This is a genomic window from Arthrobacter sp. ZGTC131, from assembly GCF_002929275.1.
In the GTDB taxonomy this organism is placed as follows: domain Bacteria; phylum Actinomycetota; class Actinomycetes; order Actinomycetales; family Micrococcaceae; genus Arthrobacter.
This window is the reverse complement of the sequence record NZ_PJIK01000003.1, coordinates 253,506-275,870: the sequence shown is the minus strand read 5'-3', so window position 1 is coordinate 275,870 and position 22,365 is coordinate 253,506. Positions and strand designations below refer to the sequence as shown.

Annotated in this window: 19 protein-coding genes; 10 read left to right on the top strand and 9 right to left on the bottom strand. The window is 65.5% G+C overall.

The window, feature by feature from the left end:
* Positions 1-89: 89 nt before the first annotated feature.
* The 3 genes from CXQ90_RS06310 to CXQ90_RS06295 all read right to left on the bottom strand — a co-directional run bounded on the left by CXQ90_RS06310 (position 90) and on the right by CXQ90_RS06295 (position 4,099).
* Entirely contained in the window at positions 90-2,252 is a 2,163-nt protein-coding gene (locus CXQ90_RS06310) for a glycogen debranching N-terminal domain-containing protein (protein WP_104137784.1), read from the bottom strand.
* A 571-nt stretch (positions 2,253-2,823) separates the two neighbouring features.
* Positions 2,824-3,402, bottom strand: coding sequence for a protoglobin domain-containing protein (locus CXQ90_RS06300; protein ID WP_104137783.1), 579 nt, complete (start codon positions 3,400-3,402; stop codon positions 2,824-2,826).
* A 358-nt stretch (positions 3,403-3,760) separates the two neighbouring features.
* The gene (locus CXQ90_RS06295; RefSeq protein ID WP_104137781.1) at positions 3,761-4,099 is read right to left on the bottom strand and encodes a helix-turn-helix transcriptional regulator; all 339 of its coding nucleotides are present in this window, start codon (positions 4,097-4,099) and stop codon (positions 3,761-3,763) included.
* Positions 4,100-4,371: 272 nt separating this feature from the next.
* On the opposite strand from CXQ90_RS06295, the gene CXQ90_RS06290 reads away from it, so the two are divergent.
* Both CXQ90_RS06290 and CXQ90_RS22835 read left to right on the top strand, forming a co-directional pair.
* Positions 4,372-5,382, top strand: coding sequence for an NAD(P)-dependent alcohol dehydrogenase (locus CXQ90_RS06290; protein WP_104137780.1), 1,011 nt, complete (start codon positions 4,372-4,374; stop codon positions 5,380-5,382).
* Positions 5,383-5,895: 513 nt separating this feature from the next.
* Positions 5,896-6,021 carry a hypothetical protein gene (locus CXQ90_RS22835; RefSeq protein WP_258064383.1) on the top strand — a complete coding sequence of 42 codons (126 nt, stop codon included), beginning with the start codon at positions 5,896-5,898 and terminating at the stop codon, positions 6,019-6,021.
* A 64-nt stretch (positions 6,022-6,085) separates the two neighbouring features.
* Here the strand turns inward: CXQ90_RS22835 and CXQ90_RS06285 are convergent, their stop codons facing one another.
* From CXQ90_RS06285 to CXQ90_RS06265, 5 genes are all read right to left on the bottom strand, one after another.
* Positions 6,086-8,251, bottom strand: coding sequence for a chorismate-binding protein (locus tag CXQ90_RS06285; RefSeq protein ID WP_104137778.1), 2,166 nt, complete (start codon positions 8,249-8,251; stop codon positions 6,086-6,088).
* Entirely contained in the window at positions 8,248-8,868 is a 621-nt protein-coding gene (locus CXQ90_RS06280; protein ID WP_104137974.1) for a low molecular weight protein-tyrosine-phosphatase, read from the bottom strand. Before CXQ90_RS06280 ends, CXQ90_RS06285 begins: the two co-directional genes overlap by 4 nt.
* A 140-nt stretch (positions 8,869-9,008) precedes the next feature.
* Positions 9,009-9,632, bottom strand: a complete 624-nt coding sequence (locus CXQ90_RS06275) for a LysE family transporter (RefSeq protein WP_104137972.1) — start codon at positions 9,630-9,632, stop codon at positions 9,009-9,011.
* Between the two features lie 69 nt (positions 9,633-9,701).
* Positions 9,702-10,517, bottom strand: a complete 816-nt coding sequence (locus tag CXQ90_RS06270; protein WP_104137777.1) for a class I SAM-dependent methyltransferase — start codon at positions 10,515-10,517, stop codon at positions 9,702-9,704.
* A 153-nt stretch (positions 10,518-10,670) separates the two neighbouring features.
* On the bottom strand, positions 10,671-11,174 hold the full coding sequence (locus CXQ90_RS06265; protein ID WP_104137775.1) for a MarR family winged helix-turn-helix transcriptional regulator: 504 nt from the start codon (positions 11,172-11,174) through the stop codon (positions 10,671-10,673).
* 214 nt (positions 11,175-11,388) lie between these two features.
* Here CXQ90_RS06265 and CXQ90_RS06260 point away from each other — a divergent pair, with 214 nt between their 5' ends.
* On the top strand, positions 11,389-13,593 hold the full coding sequence (locus CXQ90_RS06260) for an MMPL family transporter (RefSeq protein ID WP_104137774.1): 2,205 nt from the start codon (positions 11,389-11,391) through the stop codon (positions 13,591-13,593).
* 12 nt (positions 13,594-13,605) lie between these two features.
* On the opposite strand, the gene CXQ90_RS06255 is transcribed toward CXQ90_RS06260, so the two are convergent.
* Positions 13,606-14,577 carry an NAD-dependent epimerase/dehydratase family protein gene (locus CXQ90_RS06255; protein ID WP_104137772.1) on the bottom strand — a complete coding sequence of 324 codons (972 nt, stop codon included), beginning with the start codon at positions 14,575-14,577 and terminating at the stop codon, positions 13,606-13,608.
* A gap of 133 nt (positions 14,578-14,710) precedes the next feature.
* Here CXQ90_RS06255 and CXQ90_RS06250 point away from each other — a divergent pair, with 133 nt between their 5' ends.
* The 7 genes from CXQ90_RS06250 to CXQ90_RS06220 all read left to right on the top strand — a co-directional run bounded on the left by CXQ90_RS06250 (position 14,711) and on the right by CXQ90_RS06220 (position 22,285).
* On the top strand, positions 14,711-15,418 hold the full coding sequence (locus CXQ90_RS06250; RefSeq protein WP_104137771.1) for a TetR/AcrR family transcriptional regulator: 708 nt from the start codon (positions 14,711-14,713) through the stop codon (positions 15,416-15,418).
* 177 nt (positions 15,419-15,595) lie between these two features.
* Positions 15,596-16,927: an extracellular solute-binding protein gene (locus tag CXQ90_RS06245; RefSeq protein ID WP_104137769.1), complete on the top strand. Its 1,332-nt coding sequence runs from the start codon at positions 15,596-15,598 to the stop codon at positions 16,925-16,927.
* 67 nt (positions 16,928-16,994) lie between these two features.
* The gene (locus CXQ90_RS06240) at positions 16,995-17,948 is read left to right on the top strand and encodes a carbohydrate ABC transporter permease (protein WP_104137768.1); all 954 of its coding nucleotides are present in this window, start codon (positions 16,995-16,997) and stop codon (positions 17,946-17,948) included.
* A 2-nt stretch (positions 17,949-17,950) separates the two neighbouring features.
* Positions 17,951-18,850 (top strand): carbohydrate ABC transporter permease, encoded by a 900-nt coding sequence (locus tag CXQ90_RS06235; protein WP_104137766.1) that lies wholly within the window; start codon positions 17,951-17,953, stop codon positions 18,848-18,850.
* Positions 18,851-18,967: 117 nt separating this feature from the next.
* Positions 18,968-19,378 (top strand): hypothetical protein, encoded by a 411-nt coding sequence (locus CXQ90_RS06230; RefSeq protein ID WP_104137765.1) that lies wholly within the window; start codon positions 18,968-18,970, stop codon positions 19,376-19,378.
* A 340-nt stretch (positions 19,379-19,718) separates the two neighbouring features.
* Complete coding sequence (dnaK, locus tag CXQ90_RS06225) at positions 19,719-21,602, top strand: molecular chaperone DnaK (protein WP_104137763.1); 1,884 nt, start codon at positions 19,719-19,721, stop codon at positions 21,600-21,602.
* Positions 21,603-21,604: 2 nt separating this feature from the next.
* A complete protein-coding gene (locus CXQ90_RS06220; protein ID WP_104137762.1) occupies positions 21,605-22,285 on the top strand; it encodes a nucleotide exchange factor GrpE in 681 nt (226 codons plus the stop codon).
* Positions 22,286-22,365 lie beyond the last annotated feature (80 nt).

The window sequence follows — 22,365 nt, the reverse complement described above, 5'->3', positions numbered from 1 at the left end:
CAAAAACCCTGCACAAAAAACCCTGCACAATGCGTCGGGTCTGCTCTGCCCCGAAACGAGACAAAGCAGACCCGACGCTGCGCTTCCGATCATGCTTGGAACTTTCCGCGTCTTCTGGCCTGTTCCACGAGGTCAGCCGCCCACGGCCGGGTTCCCTGGTGGAACACCATGCCCTCGGGCAGCCCCTGAACGGATGCGGTGGAACCGGAGATATCGATGGTGATCCGGCCGCCGGCCATGGGCGCGTTGGTGATGTGCAGGTCACCGTAGGATTCCGGGAGCACGGGATCCATCCACAAGCCGCCGAGGGCGACGTCGGCGTAGTAGCCCATCAGGCTCTTCACCAGCTGGATTGGGGTGGTGGCGGCCCATGCCTGGGGCGAGCATGCCGTGGGGTAGGGCACAGGTTCGTCGTAGTGCTCGCGGCTGAAGCCGCAGAACAGTTCGGGCAGCCGCCCGTCTGAGTACTCGGCCGCCTCAAACAGGGCTGTGGAGATCCGTTGCGCTTCCGCTACGAAGCCGTAGCGCAGGAGCCCGGCCTGGATAATGGCATTGTCGTGGGGCCAGACGGACCCGTTGTGGTAGCTCGCGGGGTTGTAGGCGCCCATGTTGCTGGCCAGGGTCCGCACGCCCCAGCCGCTGAACATCTCCGGGGACATCAGCCGTTCAACTACCAGCGGGGCCTTGTCCTTATCGATGAGTCCGAACAGCAGGCAATGGCCCATATTGGACGCGCACGCATCAACCGGCCGCTTGTCGCGGTCCAGCGCGATGGCGTAATAACCGTGCTCGGGCAGCCAGAACTGTTCGTTGAACTGCCTCTTCAGCCGTGCAGCGCGCTCCCTATACTCGGTGGCCAAGTCCATGTCCCCGGCGTCGAAGGCTAGCCAGGAGCGGGCCAGATACGCGCTGTAGACATAGGCCTGGACCTCGCAGAGCGCGATCGGTGGCTCGGCCATCCTGCCGTCAGCGAAGTTGATGCCGTCCCATGAGTCCTTCCAGCCCTGGTTGATCAACCCTTGGTCATTGAGACGTTCATACTCGACGAACCCGTCGCCGTCCTTGTCCCCGTAATCCCGGATCCACTCCAGCGCCCGGTCAGCATGGGGCAGGAGGGCCGTGATGGTCTCCGGGGCAAATCCCCATCGGCTGACTTCGCCCAGTAGGGCGACAAACAACGGGGTGGCATCAACGCTGCCGTAGTAGGCGGACTTGCCGCCCAGCGCCAACCCGCTGGAGACATCGAGTCTGACCTCGTGCAGGATCTTGCCCGGCTCCTCCTCGCTCATCGGATTCACCGCGCTGCCCTGACGGTCGGCAAGCGTCTGAATGGTACCAAGGGCCAGGGATGGATCCACCGGGATTGCCATAATGGACGCCCACAGCGAGTCCCGTCCGAACAGCGCCATGAACCACGGTGCGCCGGCGGCTACCACTATTCGGTTCGGGTGATTAGGGTCCTCGATGCGAAGTGCCCCCAGATCGTCATAACTGCGCCGCAGGGTCCGCTCAATGGAGCGGTTACCCATCCGCAGGACCGGGATCCTGGACACCCACTCCTGCCGGCGCAGGTCGCGCGGAGACATTTCGCCCTCATTCCTACGAAAAACTGGCGCAACGGGACGGGTCCCACCGACGGTAGGCACCACGCTCACAGTGGCGCTCCATTCTCCGTGTGGCGGGACCACGGCACAGTACGTCAGGGCCTCCGGCGCAACGTCGGCGCCTTTGGCCGACACGACGACACCCTTCCGGACATCCTCCCAGGCGGCCCGGATCGTCAGGGATTCGCCATCCGCTTCGCGGGACTCGTCCCAGCGCCGCTGGATGCGTGCCTCTTTCACCTCGAAGAGGTCAGCGAAGTCCGCCTCGACTTTAAGGGAAACCATGCACTCGGCAGGGGCCGGGGAGTAGTTCCGGACGGTGATCTGCTCCAGGATTCCGGCGCCTACCTCGCGGAGGCGTTCCACGATCAGCGGGCTGTCCGCGTATCCGTCCGAGCGGGCTACGCGGCCGACAAAGAGGGCACGATACGGCTCCTTCGTCTTGGCGGCCAGCGGCTCCAAGGGCTCACCATTGACGGTCAGATTCCAGCGGGACAGGATGCGGGTGTCCTCGAAGAAAACCCCGTGCGGATTTTCAGGGTGGATATCGCCGTTCGCGGAGGAAATGCAAAAGGATGAGCCCTCCACCAACGTGACGGTCCCGGGCCCAAGCGGCCCGGCGGCAGTGTCAGCATTCCATCCAGCCATCCCGGCTCCTTCATAGGATTTACTTCGACGGCTTCAGCAGGCTGCACCGCCCCGTCCAGTACCGACCAGTCGGCTGCTACTTTATTCGTCCAACCGACGCTACGCTGGTGCACCAGGTGTTACCACCCCCGCAAAGCCAGCTGCCTTACATTGAGGGGTTTGCGTCTAAGACATAGCTTGACGTATATCCGTTATCGGCTCTTGAAAATCGGCGAGGGAGTGGCCGCAAAGAGGCCTTCACCCAGTGGTTCTCGGCCAAATCTCCGCCGTGCGTAGTTCATCCATGCCAGCAGGCCCACGCCAAAACGGAAACAAGGAGTGGGTCAACGGAGTTCTCAGCGGAAATGTCCCTGCCGAGCGCTGGTCGGACCGTATTTTCCCGCCACTTCTCACTGATTTTTTCGAGCGCCGATAACCGTGATTTCGTCAACTAATCGCGAGGGTTTCACGCCAGCTAGGCTTGGCGCAGATACTGATACACCGTCTCCCGACTGATCCCTTAATCGCGGGCAAGAACCGGCTTGGGAACACCGGTATCGGCACGCTTGACCAGTTCGCCGGCTCGGCGCGACTACCAGGATGGGCTGTACGGCTGGGCCCACAGTGTCGCCGTCAGGGTCACGGCTTTCAACCATGCGTGGTACACCGCATCCAATTCATCCTCGTCGCTGATCTCTTCTGCGAGGAATGGACGGATGGTCATGGTCAGCGGAACGATAAAGGCCACGACGTAGCGAAGATGGATCTCACTGGTTGAGTCGACTCCGTCAGTTTCGTTTTTCCTAGCCGCGGTGTGCCGAAGGGCAATTTCGTTCTGGTAGTCGAGCCATTCCTGGTCGTATTCGCGCGTACACAAATCGGCAATCCATATGGCGAACCGCTGCCGCACTGCGGCAAGGTAGTCGGCATTGGGGTTGCCCTGGTGGTCGGAGAAGCTCACCAGGAGATGGTCCAGACTTCCAACAAAGCCATACCAGACGTCAAGGATGCGGTCGGTACGCGGAACGAGAACTTCCCCTGCCCGCTTCAGCAGTGCATGGTCCTTGTCACTCCACAGCACGGTGGCCTTGAGCTTGGCAAGGTCCTCCAGTGACACAGGACTCTGAACCAGATTTCGATCTCCATAGGCATATCCGGGCGTCTGGGACATGAAGAGGTCCTTCCAGGGGGTGATGGGTGGGTGTCGAGTTAGGACACGACTTGTCGGGCCGGTGCGATCCATCGTGGAACGCCAGCGGACCGGCCGTCAACCACCAGAGAGTTCCGGGCGCGCTGCTTTGACCGGTGCAGGTGCCGACTTCGTCAACAACTCAGTACCGTCAGCGCCGCCTTCGCCCCGACCGAAGCGGAAATTTCGTGGGCACGGTCGGTCATCGATGCCGAAGGCGGCGGCGCCTTTCAAGTAGCCGGGCAGATGATCGACCGCCCGGTCACAGTACGAGCAGAGCGGATCCTCCGTCGGGCCCCGAGGGCCATTGGCTGACCTGCCCTCGACTACACGTCCGCTCTTATGTGGCGGAGGTTTGCGTCTTCGCGGCGGCACTGAGGACGGCGTCGAGAAAGCCGGGAAAGGTTGCGTTCAAGTCGTCGCGCCGCAGAACGTTCATGCGGGAGGTTCCGGCGTAGTACTGGTGGATGACGCCTGCCTGGCGGAGTGCAGTGAAGTGGTGCGTGGCTGTGGACGGGTGCACGGGCAGGATGAAGGAGCCGCAGCTAACGTCATTGGGTGCGGCGGCAAGCTGGGTGACGATGGCCAGTCGGATTGGATCCGCAATGGCGTTCAGTACCCGTGGGAAATCGAAGTCCTTCACCTCGGGTTCGTCGGCTATTTCCCGTCCTCGGGCCATCTCTTACCTCTCATGCACAATCTGGCGCTGTGCGCGATCATGTTGGTTTCGGCGCAGTCTGGGTTCCTGAAGCCGATCTTATGCGCGGCGGGATGCTGCCGCTTCCTTAGGATAGCCGCCGCGCTGGGCTGCCTCTGCAATCATTTAGTTTGATGACAGTCTATTTTGATGTAGATCAAAATATTGCCGTAGGGTCGTATCACGAAGGCGGTCCTGCCGACACCCTGTCGCAGGTTCCGCGCCCACCCCAACACCACACTAAGGAGTCACCCATGCGTGCCTGGACACTAGATGAGTTCGGACTGGAAAACCTCAATCTTCGGGAGGTGCCGACGCCCACACCAGGGCCCCATGAGCTGCTGGTGAAAGTCTCTGCCGTATCGCTGAACTACCGAGACAAGGCACTGGTGGACGGCATTTATGCCCCGGAGAAGATGCCCAAGGGGCTTATCCCTGTGGCCGATTCGGCGGGAATTGTCGCGGCCGTCGGCGAGGGCGTCACCAAATACCGCGTGGGTGATCGAGTGACGTCACACTTCTACTCCACGTGGCACGACGGGCCCTGGCTCCCCGAGTACGCCGACTTCCAGACGGGCGGACCCCTGAACGGTGGCCTGGCCGAATACCAGATCCTCGGCGAGGACAACGTGGTCCCCACACCCTCCAACATGACTGACGCCGAAGCGTCGACCCTGCCGATCGCGGCACTCACACCTTGGTTCGTCCTGCGCGAGTACCGGAACCTGAAAGCCGGCGACTCGGTCCTGGTCCAGGGCACTGGAGGCGTCTCTATTTTTGCTATCCAGCTTGCTTCAGCACTCGGGGCACGCGTAATCGTGACCTCTAGCAGTGACGAAAAGCTTGTGCAGGCCAAAGAACTCGGCGCCACGGACACCATCAACTACCGCACCACCCCGGACTGGGCCGGAGCGGTCCTGGAACTGACTGAGGGCCAGGGCGTCGATGTCGTTCTCGACGTCGTAGGAGGCGAGGCCCTGCGCGATTCAGTAAGGGCCGCCAAGGGCAACGGGCTGGTGGCTGTCATCGGCTTCCTCGAGGGACAGACAGCCAGCATCGACCTCATGGACGTCATCTGGCACCAGACCCACATCCAGGGGATCGCCGTCGGCCACCTGCGCTCGTTCCGAGAACTGGTCCGCTTCCTCGACGAACACACCATCCAGCCGGTCGTGGACAGCACTTTTGCCTTTGAGGACGCCCCCCGAGCCTACGAGAAGCTGGCTAAGGGAGCCTTTGGGAAAATTGTCATCAACATCGCCTGACAGGAGCAATAGGCATCCCTAAGCCCGGTGCCTTCACCGCTGGCAGAAGCCGAATGGCTGTCACGTTCCGTGACAGCCGTTGGTAGACCTGGTGGAAGCGCATAATGCGAGGGTGACCAGTTCTGACCACCGGAAGTTGTGGGCGAAAACGGCAAGGTTTGGTGTCAGGCACCCGTAGCCTGCCGCTCCCCACCCATTTTCAGACGCCGATAACGACTGTTATGTAGGGAATGCCTGACTCCGCCGTGCACGCAGTGTCTGCGCACTGGACGTGCTCCATCGGTCGCCGGGCCGCAGCACGGGAAGGCTCCGGCCGACACTCCCAAGGCGCTCAGCCGCGCCGTCGATTCTGGTAGATAACAGGAAGGCACTTCTCCACAGGTCACTGATCCCGTCCGGCGATGCCGGTGGGCATGCTGTGTACAGCAGTCGCCGGGGCTTTTCCGGCTCCGCAAAGTGTCAGCACACCACCCATACGATGGTCTCCCCAGTCGAAGGAACAGATGGTTTCAGGTGAGCGAACTAGGCAGTGGCAAGGCAACCCGGATCCAGGTCGCGGGACTGTGGATTGCGGCTTGCAGCCTCGCCCCGGCGCTGCTCCGTACCGTGTTCGACCGGCTCGAAGCGACGGAACCGTGAGCGGCCGTCAGTGGTGGGCGGTCAAGATGCCAGAGCGTTGTGCAACCCGGCGATATAGGCAAGCTCAGCTGCCGGGGAATTCCGAACCCAGTGCGGACAGCACACCGAAGGCCTTGGTGCGGATTTCGTCGTATTCCTCCTGCGGCACCGAATCCGCCGTGATCGCGCCGCCGACGCCGAGACTGACCCTGGCCGGCCGTCCCCCTTCGGTGACGATCCCGCCGTCGCTGCCGCCGGCTTTTCCGCCGTCGGCCGCCCCGCCGTCGTCGCTGCCGTCTGACTCGATCACCAGGGTGCGGATGGCCACCGCAAGGTCCGTGGCCCCGTTGAGCGAAAAGTACCCGATCGCCCCGGAGTAGATGCCGCGCGGGCCGTCCTCCAGCCGGTCAAGGATGGCCATGGTGCTGATCTTCGGCGCACCCGTCATGGAGCCGGCCGGGAAGCACGCCGCCACCGCCTCGGCCCGCGGCGACCCCGGCAGCAGCCTGGCGTCGATGGTGCTCACGAGCTGGTGCACCGTGGCGTAGCTTTCGATTTCGCACAGCCGGCTGACAGTGACCGAGCCAGGTTCGGCAAAGTGGCTCAGGTCGTTCCGGAGCAGATCGACGATCATGATGTTCTCGGCCCGGTCCTTCAGCGAGGTCGCCAGGTCGCGCCGCAGCGCCGCATCGAGCTCCGGGTCGGCAGCCCGGCGCCGGGTGCCCTTGATCGGCTCGGCGCGCATGCCGCCGTCGGACGCTATCCGCAGGAAACGCTCCGGCGACGTGCTGGCCACCGTCAGCCCGCCGAAGCGCAGGTAACTCGCGAACGGCGCGGGGTTCCGCCTCCGCAGCGCCAGGTACGTCGGCCAGGGATCGATCCCGCCGGCGGGCACGACGGCCGTGAGCGTGGTGGTGAGGCAGACCTCGTAGGAGTTCCCCTCGGCGATCTGGTGCTGGGCCTCGGCGATCTTGCGCCTGTACCCGGCCTCGGTGTCGCGGCTTGTGAAGGCCGGCGCCGCCGGACTCACGACGCCGTTGCTGCCGCCCGCGGGGTTGCCGGCGCCCGCCTCTGCGGCGGTTCGGCCAGCAGCGGTTACGGCTGTGGACACGGCGGCGCGCGCCTCGGCAAGCCACTCGGCCGCATCCGGCGCGTCAAGGGCAAGCAACCAGGCGGCGCCTTCCGCATGGTCCAGGACCACTGCCCGGCCCGCGAAGATCAGGGCCGAATCCGGGGTGTCCGCGGCGACGTCGGATCCGCCGGTTTCACGCTTGAGCTCATAGCCGAGGTACCCGAGCCAGCCCAGGGTGAAGTCACACGGATAGCCCTCCGGGCCGCGGACCGCCTTCCGGCCCCAGACGGTCTCCAGCCAGCGGAAGAACGCGCCGGACACCTCGGCCGTGGCTGACCCTGCCGTAATCCGGTTGGTCCCCGAACGGTGCCGGACCGACTGGCCGAACGTGCCGCCGTCGTCCGCGAGGATGCTGAAGCGGCTGCGCTCCGCGGCGGGCGTCCCCTGCCAGCCCTCCCTGTCCGGGGCAGGCGGAACGAGGGACGAATCCAGCCAGACGGCATTTGCTGACTTGCCGTACAGCGATCCGAAGAGGGCGGCGGCGTCCGGGCGGCCCCCGATGCGCTCGGCCAGGAGCCGGAGGCCGCGGCGCGCGGAGAGTTCCGGAACCAGCACGTTGGCGAGGGCCGGGAGGTACGTCAGCGCCTGCAGCACGTCCGCGGGGGCGGTGTCGTCGGCGCGGTTCAGGACCCGGATGTCCGCGTGCTCCCGGATGCTGTCCGTGGCCAGGAGCTCCGATTCCTGGGCGGCCCACTGGTCCCAGTAGGGCTCATAGGTGTCGCCGTCGCGCTCGAGGGCGCGGGTGCGGCGTTCATTCTCCGGAGAATCCGCCCAGATGACAGCATCCAGCAGCGGCCTGGCCGCGGCGGCAGCTGCCCCCACACCTTCCACGATCACGATCTCGGCGGGCAGCGTGACGCGCGCGCCGCCGTCGTAATGCCGCGACCAATCCCAGCTGACCCACGTTGCCGGTTCGCCGCGCCGCAGTGGCGCCAGCACCGTGGTGACATAGCGTTCAATGCCCGCGGCGAGCCCGTTCCAGCCCGGGTAGATGTCCTCCAGATGAAACAGGGAGACCTTGTGGTGGTTCCGCAGCCGTGCCGCCAGTTCGATGGCCAATGTGGTTTTGCCTGCGCCGGACCGCCCGTCAATGGCAATGATCACAGGAGCGGGGGTCATGAAATAGAGCGTACCTGCTCGCTGTTCCGAAGCTGGAGCGGGGCGTCTTCCCCTGGTGCCGCAGCGATGGTCCCAACGAAGCTCTCAGCGAGCGACTCACTGATGGACTCGGCGATGGCCGAGCGGACGTACTCGACGATTCCCGGCACCGACGCCTGGACCTGATCCCACACGGCAGCAAAGTCCGCATGCCCGCCGTACCAGGGATCCTCGATGCCTTGCTCCAGGGGATCCTTCGATTGGAGGGCGGGGTCGAAGCTGCGCAGCATCCGGATCCTGGCGAGCGATTCTCCGTCCGGCGCCGACGCGCGGAGCCAGCCGTAGTGGTCGACGTCCAGGGCTAGGATCAGGTCGCGTTCCGTGAACCACCCGGCGCGCCATTCCCTGGCAGTGTGACGGTCCGACGTGAGGTTGTTGGCGGCCAGTATCCGCGCCGCGCGTGGGTCGATGGGGCGCCCGGCCTCGTAGGCCGTGGTGCCCGCGGAATCGACGACGACGTCCCCGGCCAGTCCGGCTGCAGCGAAGGCATCGGTGAGCATCACTTCGGCCATGGGGGAGCGGCAGATGTTGCCGGTGCAGACCGCGATGATCCGGTAGGGGCTGGTCATTGAGGACATGGTGCTAAGCATGGAGGATGGCGGTCCTCCTTGGCTAGTAAGTGCCCTTATGATTCGGCCAATCTGTAAAGTTGCCTTCTGGCCGGGTCATAATTTGCGAAATTGCAGCCGCCGGAGCTAGTGGAACCGCAGCCGCGGACCTAGTGGATGAACGCCAGCAGGATGCCCACGGCGACGAAGAGAACGCCAAAGATCCGGTTGAGCCTGGTCTGGCCCCGGACATCGTGGGTGAAGCGCTGGAACGACTTCGCAGCCGCCGCGAAGAAGAACCACATGACCAGGATGTCGATGATGACCACTGTTGCCGTGAGGGCGAGGTACTGCGGCAGCAGCGGATGCTCGGGCCGGATGAACTGCGGCATGAAGGCCAGGAAGAACACGATCGCCTTAGGATTGAGCAGGTTCACCCAGAGGCCGCGGCGGAACATGGACCAGGCGGGCTCGTTCCTGAGCGCGGCGGCCTTCTCCTGGTCCAGGTCCGGCTTGTGCAGGAACTGCCTGACCCCGAGGTACACCAGGTAGGCGGCCCCGGCGTAACGGATGACGTTGAAGGCCACCGGGGATCCCGCAACGAGGACTCCGACGCCCAGCGCAACGATGACAACGTGCACGATCAGCGCCGCCTGCTGGCCGAGGATCCCCCAGATGGAGCGCCGGAAACCGGACGTCAGCGAGTTGCTCATGGTGTTGATGGCACCCGCGCCGGGAGTGAAACTGATGAGGACGCCGGCACCCGCGAGGGCCAGCCACAGGGAGAATTGCACCAAACAAGCTTAGTGTGGTCCGTCGGAGCCCGCGTCCTCGCCCGCATTCAGGCCGCTTTCTGCCCGCTTTCAGGCCCGGGCGATGACCTCGCCGTTGGGGATGAGGAACCAGCCGTCGTCGGTGGAGCCCCAGCGGTGCCAGCCCGCGGAGATGCGGGTGAGGTCCGCCTCCTGCGCGAACCCGTACTCGAGGGCCTGGTCGGCGAAGGCGGAGTGCAGCACGCGCTCGCCCCACACCCGGGCCTGCCACCGCCGCTGCTGCCCGGTGGCGTACAGCCAGTTGCTGCTTGTCGGCGCCACGTCCGTGAAGCCGGCGGCCTGCGCCCACGAAACGAGGCGGCGTCCGGCGTCGGGCTCGGCCCCGTTCCTCCGGGCGATCCGCTGGTACAGTTTCATCCATTCATCGAGTTCGGGGATGGCGGGGTACCAGCTCATGCCGTGGAAATCGGCATCGCGGACGGCCACGATGCCGCCCGGCTTGGCCACCCTCCGCATCTCGCGCAGCGCCTCCACGGGATCGGTCAGGTGCTGCAGGACCTGGTGGGCGTGCACGACGTCGAACGTGTCGTCCTCGAAGTCCAGGTCGTAGATGTTGCCGGCCACGAACTCAACGTTCTCCACGCCGCGATCGGCCGCCAGCTCCCGGGCGTGGGCAATGACGTCCGGGGAGCGGTCCAGACCGGTCACCTTTCCGGGGGCCACCAGCCCGGCGAAGTCGCACGTGATGCTGCCCGGCCCGCACCCGACGTCCAGCACTGAGACCCCGGTGGTGAGGTGGGGGATCACGAACGCCGCGGAATTCTCCGCTGTCCTGGAGGCATGGGCCCGGACCACCGACTCGTGGTGGCCGTGCGTGTACACATCGTCTGGCTGCTGCGCACTCATAGGGAAACGCTACTCCTCCTTCTCCAAATGGAAACGGCATACGCACCGCTCTCCCCAAGTAGGTAGCAGCAGGGGGCGTTTTTTTGGGGGGTGGGGGGTCAAAACGGTGCGAGCCGACCTGGTGGGCCGAGGGGCGGATAATTCAAGCCGCCGTCAGTTCTCCGTGTCGCTGGAGGGCGCCTTGCCGGCCGCTTCCAGGCCGGCGCGGACGGTGGCATCGATCATCGCGTTCATGAACCGGGTCACGGTCTCCAGTTCCTGCGGCGTGAACCCGGTCATGGCCGCGCCCATGTGCCGGGCGAGCGGAAGGAACATGGCGCTGCCGTCGCGGTATGCCTTGTCCGTCATCCGGAGCTGTACCTGCCTGCGGTCCTGGCCCTGGCGCTCGCGGACGACGTGCCCGGAGTTGCAGAGCCGGTCGATCAGCGCCGTGGTGGCAGGGGAGCTGAGGTTGAGTTCTTTGCGCAGCGTCCCGGGGGTGATCACCTCGTCCTTGGCTGAGTGCCGCATGATCACGGCGAGTGCGTTGAGGTCGGTGCGGTGCATGTCGTTCCGGCCGCCCGCGGAGTCGACGTACCGGTTGGCCTCAAGCGTGAACTCCTGGAGCAGCCGCACCAGGGGCTGTGGCGGGCCGCCGGGCATGGCCGCATTCGGCATATGGGGGTGCGAGCGCTCAGCCGGATCTTCGGACACGGTGGCCTCCTTTCCCTTTGACGCCCTCCGGAGTTTACTCCAGGGGGCGCCCCGATCCGCCTGCTCCAACCTGCCAGATAACGTCCACAGGGTTTATTTCCATGGTGGAGATAGTCTATGGTGGACTCATTCTAATCCGGCCTGCACGAGCCCAGGCACGTCCACACTGGAGGTCGTCATGAAGAAGACAGCCCACAACCCCCCGCACGTCCCCTTCTGGCTGCGGTGGCTGACTCCCGTCGTCCTGGTCCTCGCGTGGCTTGCCATTGCCGGCGTCGGCGGACCCACCTTCGGCAGGCTGGACGAAGTCTCGTCCAACGATCAGGCGTCATTCCTGCCAGCCGGCGCGGAAGCCACCGAGGCCCGCGACTGGCAGGAAAAGTTCAGGGACTCGGGCGAGGTTCCCGCCGTCGTCGTGATTGAAAGCGGCGCCGCCTTCACGCCATCCCAATTGGGGGAGGCGGCGGCGCTCAAGGGCGCGCTGGAGGCGCTGCGGGCGGGCAGTACGGTGATCGGCCCCATCCCCGCCGAAGACCAGCGGGCCGTGCAGTTCATCGTGCCCATTCCGTCGTCGGGCGAGGTCAAGGACGCCGTGCACGAGCTCCGGGAGGCGGTCCGGGACGGAGCGCCGGAGGGCACACAGACCTTTGTCACGGGCCCGGCCGGGCTGGCGGCGGACCTCGCGGGAGCCTTCGCCGGCATCGACGGCCTCCTGCTGCTCGTGGCGCTCGGAGCAGTGTTCGTCATTCTCCTGGTGGTCTACCGGTCCCTGCTGCTGCCCCTTGCCGTCCTGCTGACCTCGGTGTTCGCCCTGTGCGCGGCAATCTTGCTGGTGTTCGGTATGGCCAAGCTCGGCTGGATCCAGCTCAACGGCCAGAGCCAGGGCATTCTGTCGATCCTGGTGATCGGCGCCGCCACTGACTACGCCCTGCTCTACGTGGCACGGTTCCGCGAGGCGCTGACGCACACCGCGGACCGGACAGCCGCCGTCGTCACCGCCTGGAAGGCGTCCTTCGAGCCGATCCTGGCCTCCGGAGCAACGGTGATCGTCGCCCTGCTGTGCCTGCTGTTCTCCGACCTTAATTCCAACAAGGCCCTGGGTCCCGTCGCTGCCGCCGGCATCCTGTGTGCCCTGTTCGCGGCGCTGACGCTCCTTCCCGCGCTGATGGGGCTCCTGGGGCGCAGTGCCTTCTGGCCGTTCCGCCCCGGGCTGGTGCCGGAAGGGGATCGTGAACCGATTCTGGCCACCGGACTGGAAGGCCAGAAGGGGCTGTGGCGTGCCGCAGGTTCCCTGGTGTCCAGGCGTCCGCGCGCCGTGTGGGTGGCGTCTGTCCTCCTGCTGCTTGCCGCGTCGGCAGGCGTCCTGCAGCTCAAGGCCCACGGCGTTCCCCAGACCGATGTCATCCTGAACGCCTCCAATGCCGTGGACGGCCAGGACGCTCTGGGCCGCCATTTCGACGCCGGAAGCGGAAGCCCAGCGGTCATCGTGGTTTCGGAGGCCAGGGCCGGGGAGGTACTGGCAGAGGTCAGGGCGGCCGACGGCGTGGGGGACGCCTACCTGCTGGCTGAGGGCAGTGTGCCGATTACCGGTGCGCCTGGCGCGGCCACCGCCCCGGCCGTCCGCGACGGGAGGGTGCTGATCAACGCCACCCTCGACTTCGCGGCCGACTCAAACGACGCCGAAAATGCCGTGGTTGCGCTGCGCGAGAACGTCAAGAGGCTGGACCCGGCGGCGCTCGTGGGCGGAGTGACAGCCACGGCCCTGGACACCAACACCACGGCCCAGCGCGACCTGCTCACCATCATCCCCGTGGTGCTCGGGGTCATCCTGGTCATTCTGATGCTGTTGCTGCGATCCGTCCTGGCACCCGTCCTGCTGGTGGCGTCCGTGGTCCTTTCCTACGCTGCAGCCATGGGAGTCTCCGCCCTGGTGTTCAACACCATCCTTGGCTTCCCGGGAGCCGATGCCACAGTGCCGCTGTTCGGCTTCGTGTTCCTGGTGGCCCTCGGCGTGGACTACAACATCTTCCTCATGAGCCGGGTCCGCGAGGAATCGCTCAAACACGGCACCAGGCCCGGCATCCTGCGGGGTCTGGGTGTGACCGGCGGGGTGATCACGTCCGCAGGCGTGGTCCTTGCCGCGACCTTTGCCGCGCTGGGGGTCATCCCCATCATGTTCCTGGTGCAGCTCGCGTTCATCGTGGCCTTCGGGGTGCTGCTGGACACCGTGCTGGTGCGCTCGCTGCTGGTACCGGCCATGGCCTACGACCTGGGCCGGCGCATCTGGTGGCCCAGCAAGCTGGGGCGCGCGGACCAGCCCGTCCCGGCCGGCGCGGCGGATGGGGCCGGGAAACCCGAGATCCAGCAGGCCGGCGTCAGGTAGCGGCTCGTTAATTCACCGCCCCGTGACGCGGACAGGATCTGCCGCCGATGCGGGGGCTTCCTGCCTCCACCACTCCACGGTGGCCCGGGCCGCGGCGGCCAGGGGAGTGGGGCGCAGGTCCAGCGCTGCCTCGCTGGCTGCGGAGTCCATCACGAACGGCCGCTCGAATTGGTAGAGCATCTCTGCGAGTTCGCGGATGTCGGCCGAGAACACCCCCGCCGCGCGCAGCAGCCAGCCCGGCAGCACGCCGACCCTTGGCCGGGGCACCCCGGCCGCTTCACCCAGCGCGCCGGCGAGTTGCCGCTGGGTGAGAGCCTGATTTGTGGGGGCGTGCAGCACGCGGTTCCATAGCGCGGGCGTCTGTGCTGCCTTGATCATTGCCGCGGCCAGGTCGGGCACGAACGTGAACGAATGCGGCTGGTCCGCGCTGCCCAACACCTGCGGCGGCCGCCGTGCCAGGATCCTCGGCACCATCCGCTCGCCGGCGTGCGCCGCCCGCACGCGGGGTCCGAAAAAGTCCCCCGCAACCACGCTCACGGTATGTGTGGCGCTCGCCTCCCGTTCCTGCAGCAGCGCCGTCCGCACACCACGCTTCCCGCCCCGCGCCCCGCGCGGGCCCTTCTCCATCATCACCCGGTCCGGCTCACTGTAGGAGTAGAGGCTTTCGGGAAAGACGACGACGGCGCCCGCTTCGCCTGCCGCCGCCAGGATGGCCGCTTCCGCCCGCGGAAGTTCCCTCTCCCACGCCTTGGCGCTGTAGGCCGAGCCGTGGATGCAGTGGAAAACGGCGCTGGCGCCGGCCAGCGACTCCGCCACCAGCGCCCGGTCTGAAACGTCCACTGCGCGCTTTTCAATCAGGTGGTGTTCCGGGCCGCTGCCGGACCGGGTCAGGATGCGCACGCGGTGGCCCTGGCCGGCGAGCTGTTCGGCGACCGTCCAGCCCACCGGCCCGGCGCCTGTGACAACAAATAGTTTCTCTGGCATGTGTGTACCCGCTTTCATTCCGAGTGTTATGAGAGCACTGCTCTCTGAATTCAGAATGGACGGCGCGCCGAGCTGTGTCAAGAGCAGTGCTCGCAATTGTGTCCACTGCTCTATTCCATGTCATCCTTGGAGGATGGCCGATCCGGTAAAAATTCAGACGCCCCGCGAGCAGGCCCGCATCCGCACGGTCGAGCAGATCATCAGGCTCGGCCGGGAGCACCTTGCCCTGCACGGAGCGGCCGCGCTCTCGCTCCGTGCCGTGGCCCGTGAGCTCGGCGTCGTATCTTCCGCCGTTTACCGCTACGTGGAGAGCCGCGATGAGCTCCTGACCCTTCTGCTCATCGACGCCTACGGTGAGCTGGGCGATGCGGCGGACGCCGCCGTCGAGTCCCTTCCGGCCGGCGACCACTGGGGCCGTTTTGCCGCACTGGCGCGCGCCGTAAGGAAATGGGCGCTCGCCGAGCCTGCCCGCTACGCCCTCCTGTTCGGAAGCCCCGTGCCCGGATATCAGGCGCCGGCGGAGCGGACCACCGGCCCCGGCACCCGGGTGGTCATTAGCCTGATGAGAATCCTCGACGCCGCCTACCGGGCCGGCAAGCTGGCTCCTCCGGACGCCGCCGTGGTTCCCGCGCTGGCTGCGGACCTCGAAGCAATCCGCACCGAGCTTGACCTGGCTGTCCCGGATGCACTGCTGGCCCGCGGTGCCCTGGCCTGGACGTCGGTCTTCGGGGCCATCAGCTTCGAAGTCTTCGGCCAGTACGGCGCGGACACCTTCTCCGCGAGGGATGAACTGTTCGAGCACCACCTGCGGATACTGGCGGGTGTCGCCGGACTCGAATAGGTGCCGCAGTGCCCGGCCAGAAGAGGGGCCGCTATAATTTTGTGAACGCTAACAAAAATGTCTTGTGCGGCTATTTACAACGATGTAAAGTGTGTCTCAGCCCACAGTCGTTGAGCGTGGCGCCGGCCAGTTGCCGGGGCCGCCTGTTTGCCAGCGGCTACGTCCAAAGGAGTGACGGTGAAGCAAGTTGATTTCGGCCCTGTGCATCTTTCCCGCAGGCAATTGCTGCTCGGAGGAGGGGCGCTGGTTGGCAGCCTCTCCCTGGGGACAAGCCTGACGGGCTGCGGCGGGGCGGCGCAGGCCGCCGGCAATGACATCCGCTTCTGGCACCTGCTCTCCGGCGGAGACGGCATCAAGATGCAGTCCATGATCGACAAAGCCAACGCGGACCACACTGATTTCAGGATCAAGCCCACGGTGCTCGCCTGGGGTGCGCCGTACTACACGAAACTAGCCATGGCCTCGGCGGGCGGGCGGCCGCCCGAGGTGGCCGTCATGCATGCGGCCAGGGTGCCCGGCTATGCTCCCGGCGGGCTGCTGGATGCCTGGGACCTGGATCTGCTGGCGGAGTTCGGGGTGCGGCCGGAGGACTTCGGCCCGAGAATCTGGGAGAAGAGCCAGTTCAACGGCCAGGTGTTTTCGCTGGCGCTGGACTCGCACCCGTTCGTGATGCTTTACAACACGGACGTGGCGGGCAAGGCCGGCGTACTGGGGAACGACGGTCGGCTGGCCGAGATCTCGTCGCCCTCGCAGTTCCTTGAAGTGAGCCGCGAACTGCAGCGCGTCACCGGCAAGCACGGGCTCTCCTACGGCTACCTGGGCGACGGCGCGCAGATGTGGCGGCTGTTCTACACCCTCTACCGCCAGCACGGCGCGGACTTCGTCCTGGACCCCGGCAAGCCCGCCCAGGTGGACCGGGACGTGGCCATCGACTGCCTGGAGTTCATCACGTCACTCCTGGATAACACCATTTCCACAAAAAGCGGCGACGGCGGAACGGCCATCGCCGAATTCGCCAGCCAGGGGTCAGGGCTGCTTTTCACCGGCGTCTGGGAGCTGCCCACCATGAAGACGGCGGGTGTTCCGCTCGGGGCCACCACCATCCCCACCCTGTTCGGAACGCCGGCGGCCTTCGCCGACTCGCACTCGTTCGTGCTGCCCCACCAGGCCAGGCTCGACGAATCCAAGCGCCGCGGCGTGTACCAGTTCGTTGCGTCGATGCTCAAGGGATCCCTGAGCTGGGCAGAGGCAGGCCACATTCCGGCCTACCAGCCGGTGGTGAAGTCCAGTGAGTATGCGGCACTGGATCCGCAGGCGGACTATGCGCACGCAGCAGACATCATCAACTACGACCCCGAGGCCTGGTTCACCGGTTCCGGATCCGACTTCCAGAGCTATTTCGCCGAGAACGTCCAGAACGTCTTCCTCGGACGGGACAAGGCCGCAGAGGGCTGGGACGCCTTCATAAAGCGCATCAACGCGGTCCTCGCCATGCCAAACCCGGTGTGAGCACCGAACCCTGCATGACCGCCGAATCCCGACTAAGCACCGACCCGTTCGTGACAAAGGAGTCCTCATGAGCACCGCCACCACACCAGCGTCCGCCGGGAAATCGTCCCGCAGCCGGCGCAACGACATTCCGGCGCCCGCTGCGAAATCGTCCCGCTCCAGGCGGGACGACATCCACGGCTGGGCCTTCTCCGCCCCTTTCCTGGTCTTCTTCCTCGCGTTCCTGGTCTGGCCCATGATTTCCGGAGCCATCATGAGCCTCACCGGAAAGTCGCTCACCGGCGCCAACAGCGGTTTCATCGGCCTGGCCAACTACACCGAGGCGTTTGCCGATTCGGACATGTGGCGGTCGCTGGGGAACACGCTGTACTTCACGCTGATCAGCACCGTGCCGCTGGTGGTGATCGCCTTGGCGCTGGCAGCACTCGTCAACATGGGCCTGCCCGCACAGTGGCTGTGGCGGCTTTCCTTCTTCTCCCCGTACCTGCTCGCCTCCACCGTGGTCTCGCTCTTCTTTGCCTGGATGTACAACCCGGAGCTTGGGCTGTTCAACGACCTGCTCGCAAAGTTGGGCATTCCGCCGGTGGCGTGGCTGAACGACCCCTCGGTGGCGATGTGGGCTGTCGTGATTGCAACGGTCTGGTGGACCGTGGGCTTCAATTTCCTGCTGTACCTGGCCGCGCTGCAGAACATCCCGCAGCAGCACTATGAAGCAGCATCGCTCGACGGCGCCGGCGGCTGGCGCCAGTTCTTCTCCATCAGCCTTCCCCAGCTCGGCCCCACCACGGTGATGATCGTGATCCTGCAGATCCTGGCTTCCCTGAAGGTCTTTGACCAGATTTACCAGATGACCGAAGGCGGACCGGGAGGCGCAACCCGCTCGATTGTGCAGTACATCTTCGAGGCCGGCTTCACCGGCTACCGGCTGGGCTATTCCGCAGCCATTTCCTATGTCTTCTTCGGGCTGATCCTGCTCATCGCGCTGGCCCAGGTCTTCACCACACGGAAAAGGAGCGCCTAGCCATGGCCACCACCACACTTGCCAAGCCTGCACTCCGGCCCAAGGGCTCCCCCGCAGTTGCGCCAAACCGGCCGGCGAAGATGCCGCTGTCCCGCATCCTGGCCACGGTCGTCGTGTCCGTCCTGGCTGTGGGGTGGCTCGTGCCCTTTGCCTGGGCCACGGTCACCGCATTGAAGACCGAAACGGATGCCGCGTCCACCCCCATCAGCTGGATACCGGCGTCGGGCTTCACGCTCGAGGCCTTCGCCAAAGTGCTGCAGAGCGGAAACATCCCCACCTGGACGCTCAACTCGCTGTTCACTTCCGCGGCGATCACCGCCATTACGCTGGTGATTTCCGCGTCCGTGGCCTACGCCATTTCGCGGATCGATTTCCGCGGCAAGAGGATGCTGATGGGCGTGATCGTGGCCTCCATCATCATTCCGCCGCCGGTCCTCATCATCCCGCTGTTCCAGCAGATGCAGTCGCTAGACCTGATCGACACGTACTGGGCGCTGATCTTGCCGCAGGTGATCCACTCGCCGATGGTGTTCGTGCTCAAGAAGTTCTTCGACCAGATTCCGCGTGAACTCGAGGAAGCGGCCCTGATGGACGGGGCTGGCCGGCTGAGGATCTTCACCACGATTGTGCTCCCGCTGTCCCGGCCCATCCTCGCCGCCGTGGCCATCTTCGTGTTCATCGGGGCCTGGAACAACTTCCTGTGGCCGTTCATTGCCACCAACGAGAGCTCGCTGCTCACCCTTCCCGTGGGCCTGCAGACCATCAAGAGCGCCTACGGCATCCAGTACGCCCAGAACATGGCCTCGGCACTGCTCGCCGCGCTGCCCCTGATCGTGGTGTTCCTGTTCTTCCAGCGGCAGATCATCAGGGGTGTGGCCACTACCGGCCTGGCCGGGACCTGAGCCGCGGGGAGCTGAGGGGGTCCCGCTCCGGGCGCCCTGTTGCCGCCTGCCGCAGCTGAGTAGACTGCCACTGCGCCCGGCTGGGCGCGCCCAGTCCTCCGAAGGAGTGATTACGCGATGACCGAGAACAGCGAGTTTGAAGCCGCAGGAAAGACCCACAACAGCACCAGGAATCCGGCGCTCGAAGGCGACAGCGGCCAGTATGTGGAAGGCGACTACGGCGACGCCGGCGTGGCGGGCGATGATGCTCGCGCCGATGAGAAAGGCGAATACCCCGCCGGCGACTACGGCGACGCCGGAACGGTCGAAGTCCCCGCCGACGCCGAGGAAGGCGCCTACCCGGAAGGCGACTACGGGAAGGCCGGAACGGTTGGCCAGGAACTGCCCGGCGACGAGGAGGGGGAGTACCCCGAGGGCGACTACGGCGCCACGGGAACGGCCCCCGAGCCCGGCACGGCAGATGACCTGAAGGATGAACTGACAGACGGCCAGGTCAACGCACCGCGGAAGGACGACGACGGCAGCTGACCCCCGCCAAGGCGCTGCCCCCATAGGTTCACGCTCAGCGAAATTGCACTGGCGGCGTCGTCCCGACCCCCGGTGTTCCGCGGATATCCGCGGAACACCGGGGGTCTTTCCTTGGGTGCGCACTCCCTCACGAGCAAGAGTTGAGCGTAGTTGACTCAACTTTGGATTGACTTAAATACGGTCCTGAGTAAAGTTGAGTGCAGATCGCTCAAGGAGTGAGCGAACCTCGATCTCGACAGGCCCCGTCAAGCGGACCTGCAGTCCTCGCGGCGGGCGAAAGCCCGGCCGGAGCGCCCGGGATCGGGGGCAGAAAGTTTCCAAGGAAAGAAGGAAGCAACACATGTCACGTGCAGTAGGTATTGACCTCGGAACCACCAACTCCGTCGTCTCCGTTCTCGAAGGTGGCGAGCCCACCGTTATTGCCAACGCCGAGGGCGGCCGCACCACGCCGTCCGTCGTTGCGTTCTCCAAGTCCGGCGAGGTCCTGGTCGGCGAGATCGCCAAGCGCCAGGCCGTCAACAACATCGACCGCACCATCGCCTCCGTCAAGCGCCACATGGGCACCGACTGGAGCGTCGCGATCGACGACAAGAAGTACACCGCGCAGGAAATCTCCGCGCGTATCCTGATGAAGCTGAAGAACGACGCCGAGTCCTACCTCGGTGAAAAGGTCACCGATGCTGTGGTCACCGTTCCGGCGTACTTCAACGACGCCCAGCGCCAGGCCACCAAGGAAGCCGGCGAAATCGCAGGCCTCAACGTCCTCCGCATTGTCAACGAGCCCACCGCCGCCGCGCTCGCGTACGGCCTGGACAAGGGCAAGGAAGACGAACTCATCCTGGTCTTCGACCTCGGCGGCGGAACGTTCGACGTTTCCCTGCTGGAAGTCGGCAAGGATGAAGACAACTTCTCGACCATCCAGGTCCGCGCCACTGCCGGTGACAACCACCTCGGCGGCGACGACTGGGACATGCGTGTCGTGGAGTTCCTGCTGAACCAGCTCAAGGTCAAGGGCATCGACCTGTCCAAGGACAAGATCGCCCTGCAGCGCCTCCGTGAGGCCGCCGAGCAGGCCAAGAAGGAACTTTCCTCCTCCTCCAGCACCAACGTCTCGCTCCAGTACCTGTCCGTCACCCCCGACGGCCCGGTCCACCTGGACGAGCAGCTGACCCGCGCCAAGTTCCAGGACCTCACCAAGGACCTGCTGGAGCGCACCAAGAAGCCGTTCCAGGACGTCATCAAGGCTGCCGGCATCAAGCTCTCCGAGATCGACCACATCGTGCTCGTGGGCGGTTCCACCCGTATGCCCGCCGTCTACGAACTGGTCAAGGAACTGGCCGGCGGCAAGGAGCCCAACAAGGGCGTCAACCCGGACGAGGTCGTCGCTGTCGGCGCGGCCCTGCAGGCCGGCGTGCTGAAGGGTGAGCGCAAGGACGTTCTCCTCATCGACGTCACCCCGCTGTCCCTGGGCATCGAAACCAAGGGCGGTGTCATGACGCACCTGATCGAGCGCAACACGGCCATCCCCACCAAGCGGTCCGAGACTTTCACCACGGCTGATGACAACCAGCCGTCCGTGGCCATCCAGGTCTTCCAAGGCGAGCGTGAGTTCACCCGCGACAACAAGCCGCTGGGCACGTTCGAACTGACCGGCATCGCACCGGCTCCCCGCGGCGTCCCGCAGGTCGAGGTCACGTTCGACATCGACGCCAACGGCATCGTGCACGTCTCGGCGAAGGACAAGGGCACCGGCAAGGAACAGTCCATGACCATCACCGGCGGCACCGCGCTCTCCAAGGAAGACATCGACCGCATGGTCAAGGACGCCGAGGAGCACGCAGCCGAGGACAAGGCCCGCCGCGAGGCAACGGACACCCGCAACACGGCCGAGCAGCTCGCCTACTCCGTGGACAAGCTGATCGCCGACAACAGCGACAAGCTGCCCGAAGAGGTCAAGACCGAGGTCAAGGCCGACGTCGACGCCCTCAAGAAGGCGCTCGAGGGCACCGATGACGCAGCCGTGAAGACTGCGTTTGAGAAGCTGCAGGCATCCCAGTCGAAGCTCGGCGAAGCCATCTACGCACAGGCCGGCTCGCCGGACGGTGCAACCGGCGCCGCAGGTGCCGAAGGCGCCGCTGGCGGTTCCACAGCCGGCGGCAAGGCTGACGAGGACATCGTCGACGCTGAGATCGTTGACGAAGACGTCGCAGACGAGAAGAAGTAACCATGCCGCATCACGGTAACGAAGAAGAGCACGATTCTTCCCGCGACCAGGGCAGCAAGCGTGACGAGCCGGTCATCCGAGACCACCGCAAGGTGGACCCGGTGACCGGGCAGGCACGCCACCCTAAGGGCGAGCACCACAACGAACCGGTGGCCGAGCCCATTGACACTGCCGCCGATTCCGACGGCGACGCCCTCGCCCAGGCTGAGGAAATCCTCAACCAGGTGGAGGTGCCGGCGGAAGAGTCGGTGGCCCAGGGAACGGAAGCCGCCGCGGCCGCGGAGCTGAAGAACGATCTGCTGCGTCTGCAGGCCGAGTACGTCAACTACCGCAAGCGCGTTGAACGCGACCGTGCCGTGGCAGGGGAGATGGCCGTCATCGGCGTCCTGAACTCGCTGCTCCCGGTGCTGGACGACGTCGACGCCGCCCGCCAGCATGGTGACCTCGCGGACGGCCCGTTCGCCGCGATCGCAGTCAAGCTGGAAAACGCGCTGAAGACGTACGGCCTGGCCCGGATCGATGAGACCGGCGTGGAGTTCGATCCGACCATCCACGAGGCACTCATCCAGCAGCCCGGCGAGGACATCGAGGTTGACACCGTCAGCCAGGTGCTCCGCTCCGGCTACAAGTCGGGCGAGCGCGTCCTCCGTGCGGCACAAGTGATTGTGGCCGTTCCGGCGTAATTAACCCACGCCCTCGCGGATGAGGGGGACCAGCCACTCAGGGCCCCTCATCCGCTACGGCGTTCAGCGGTAATCTCGCC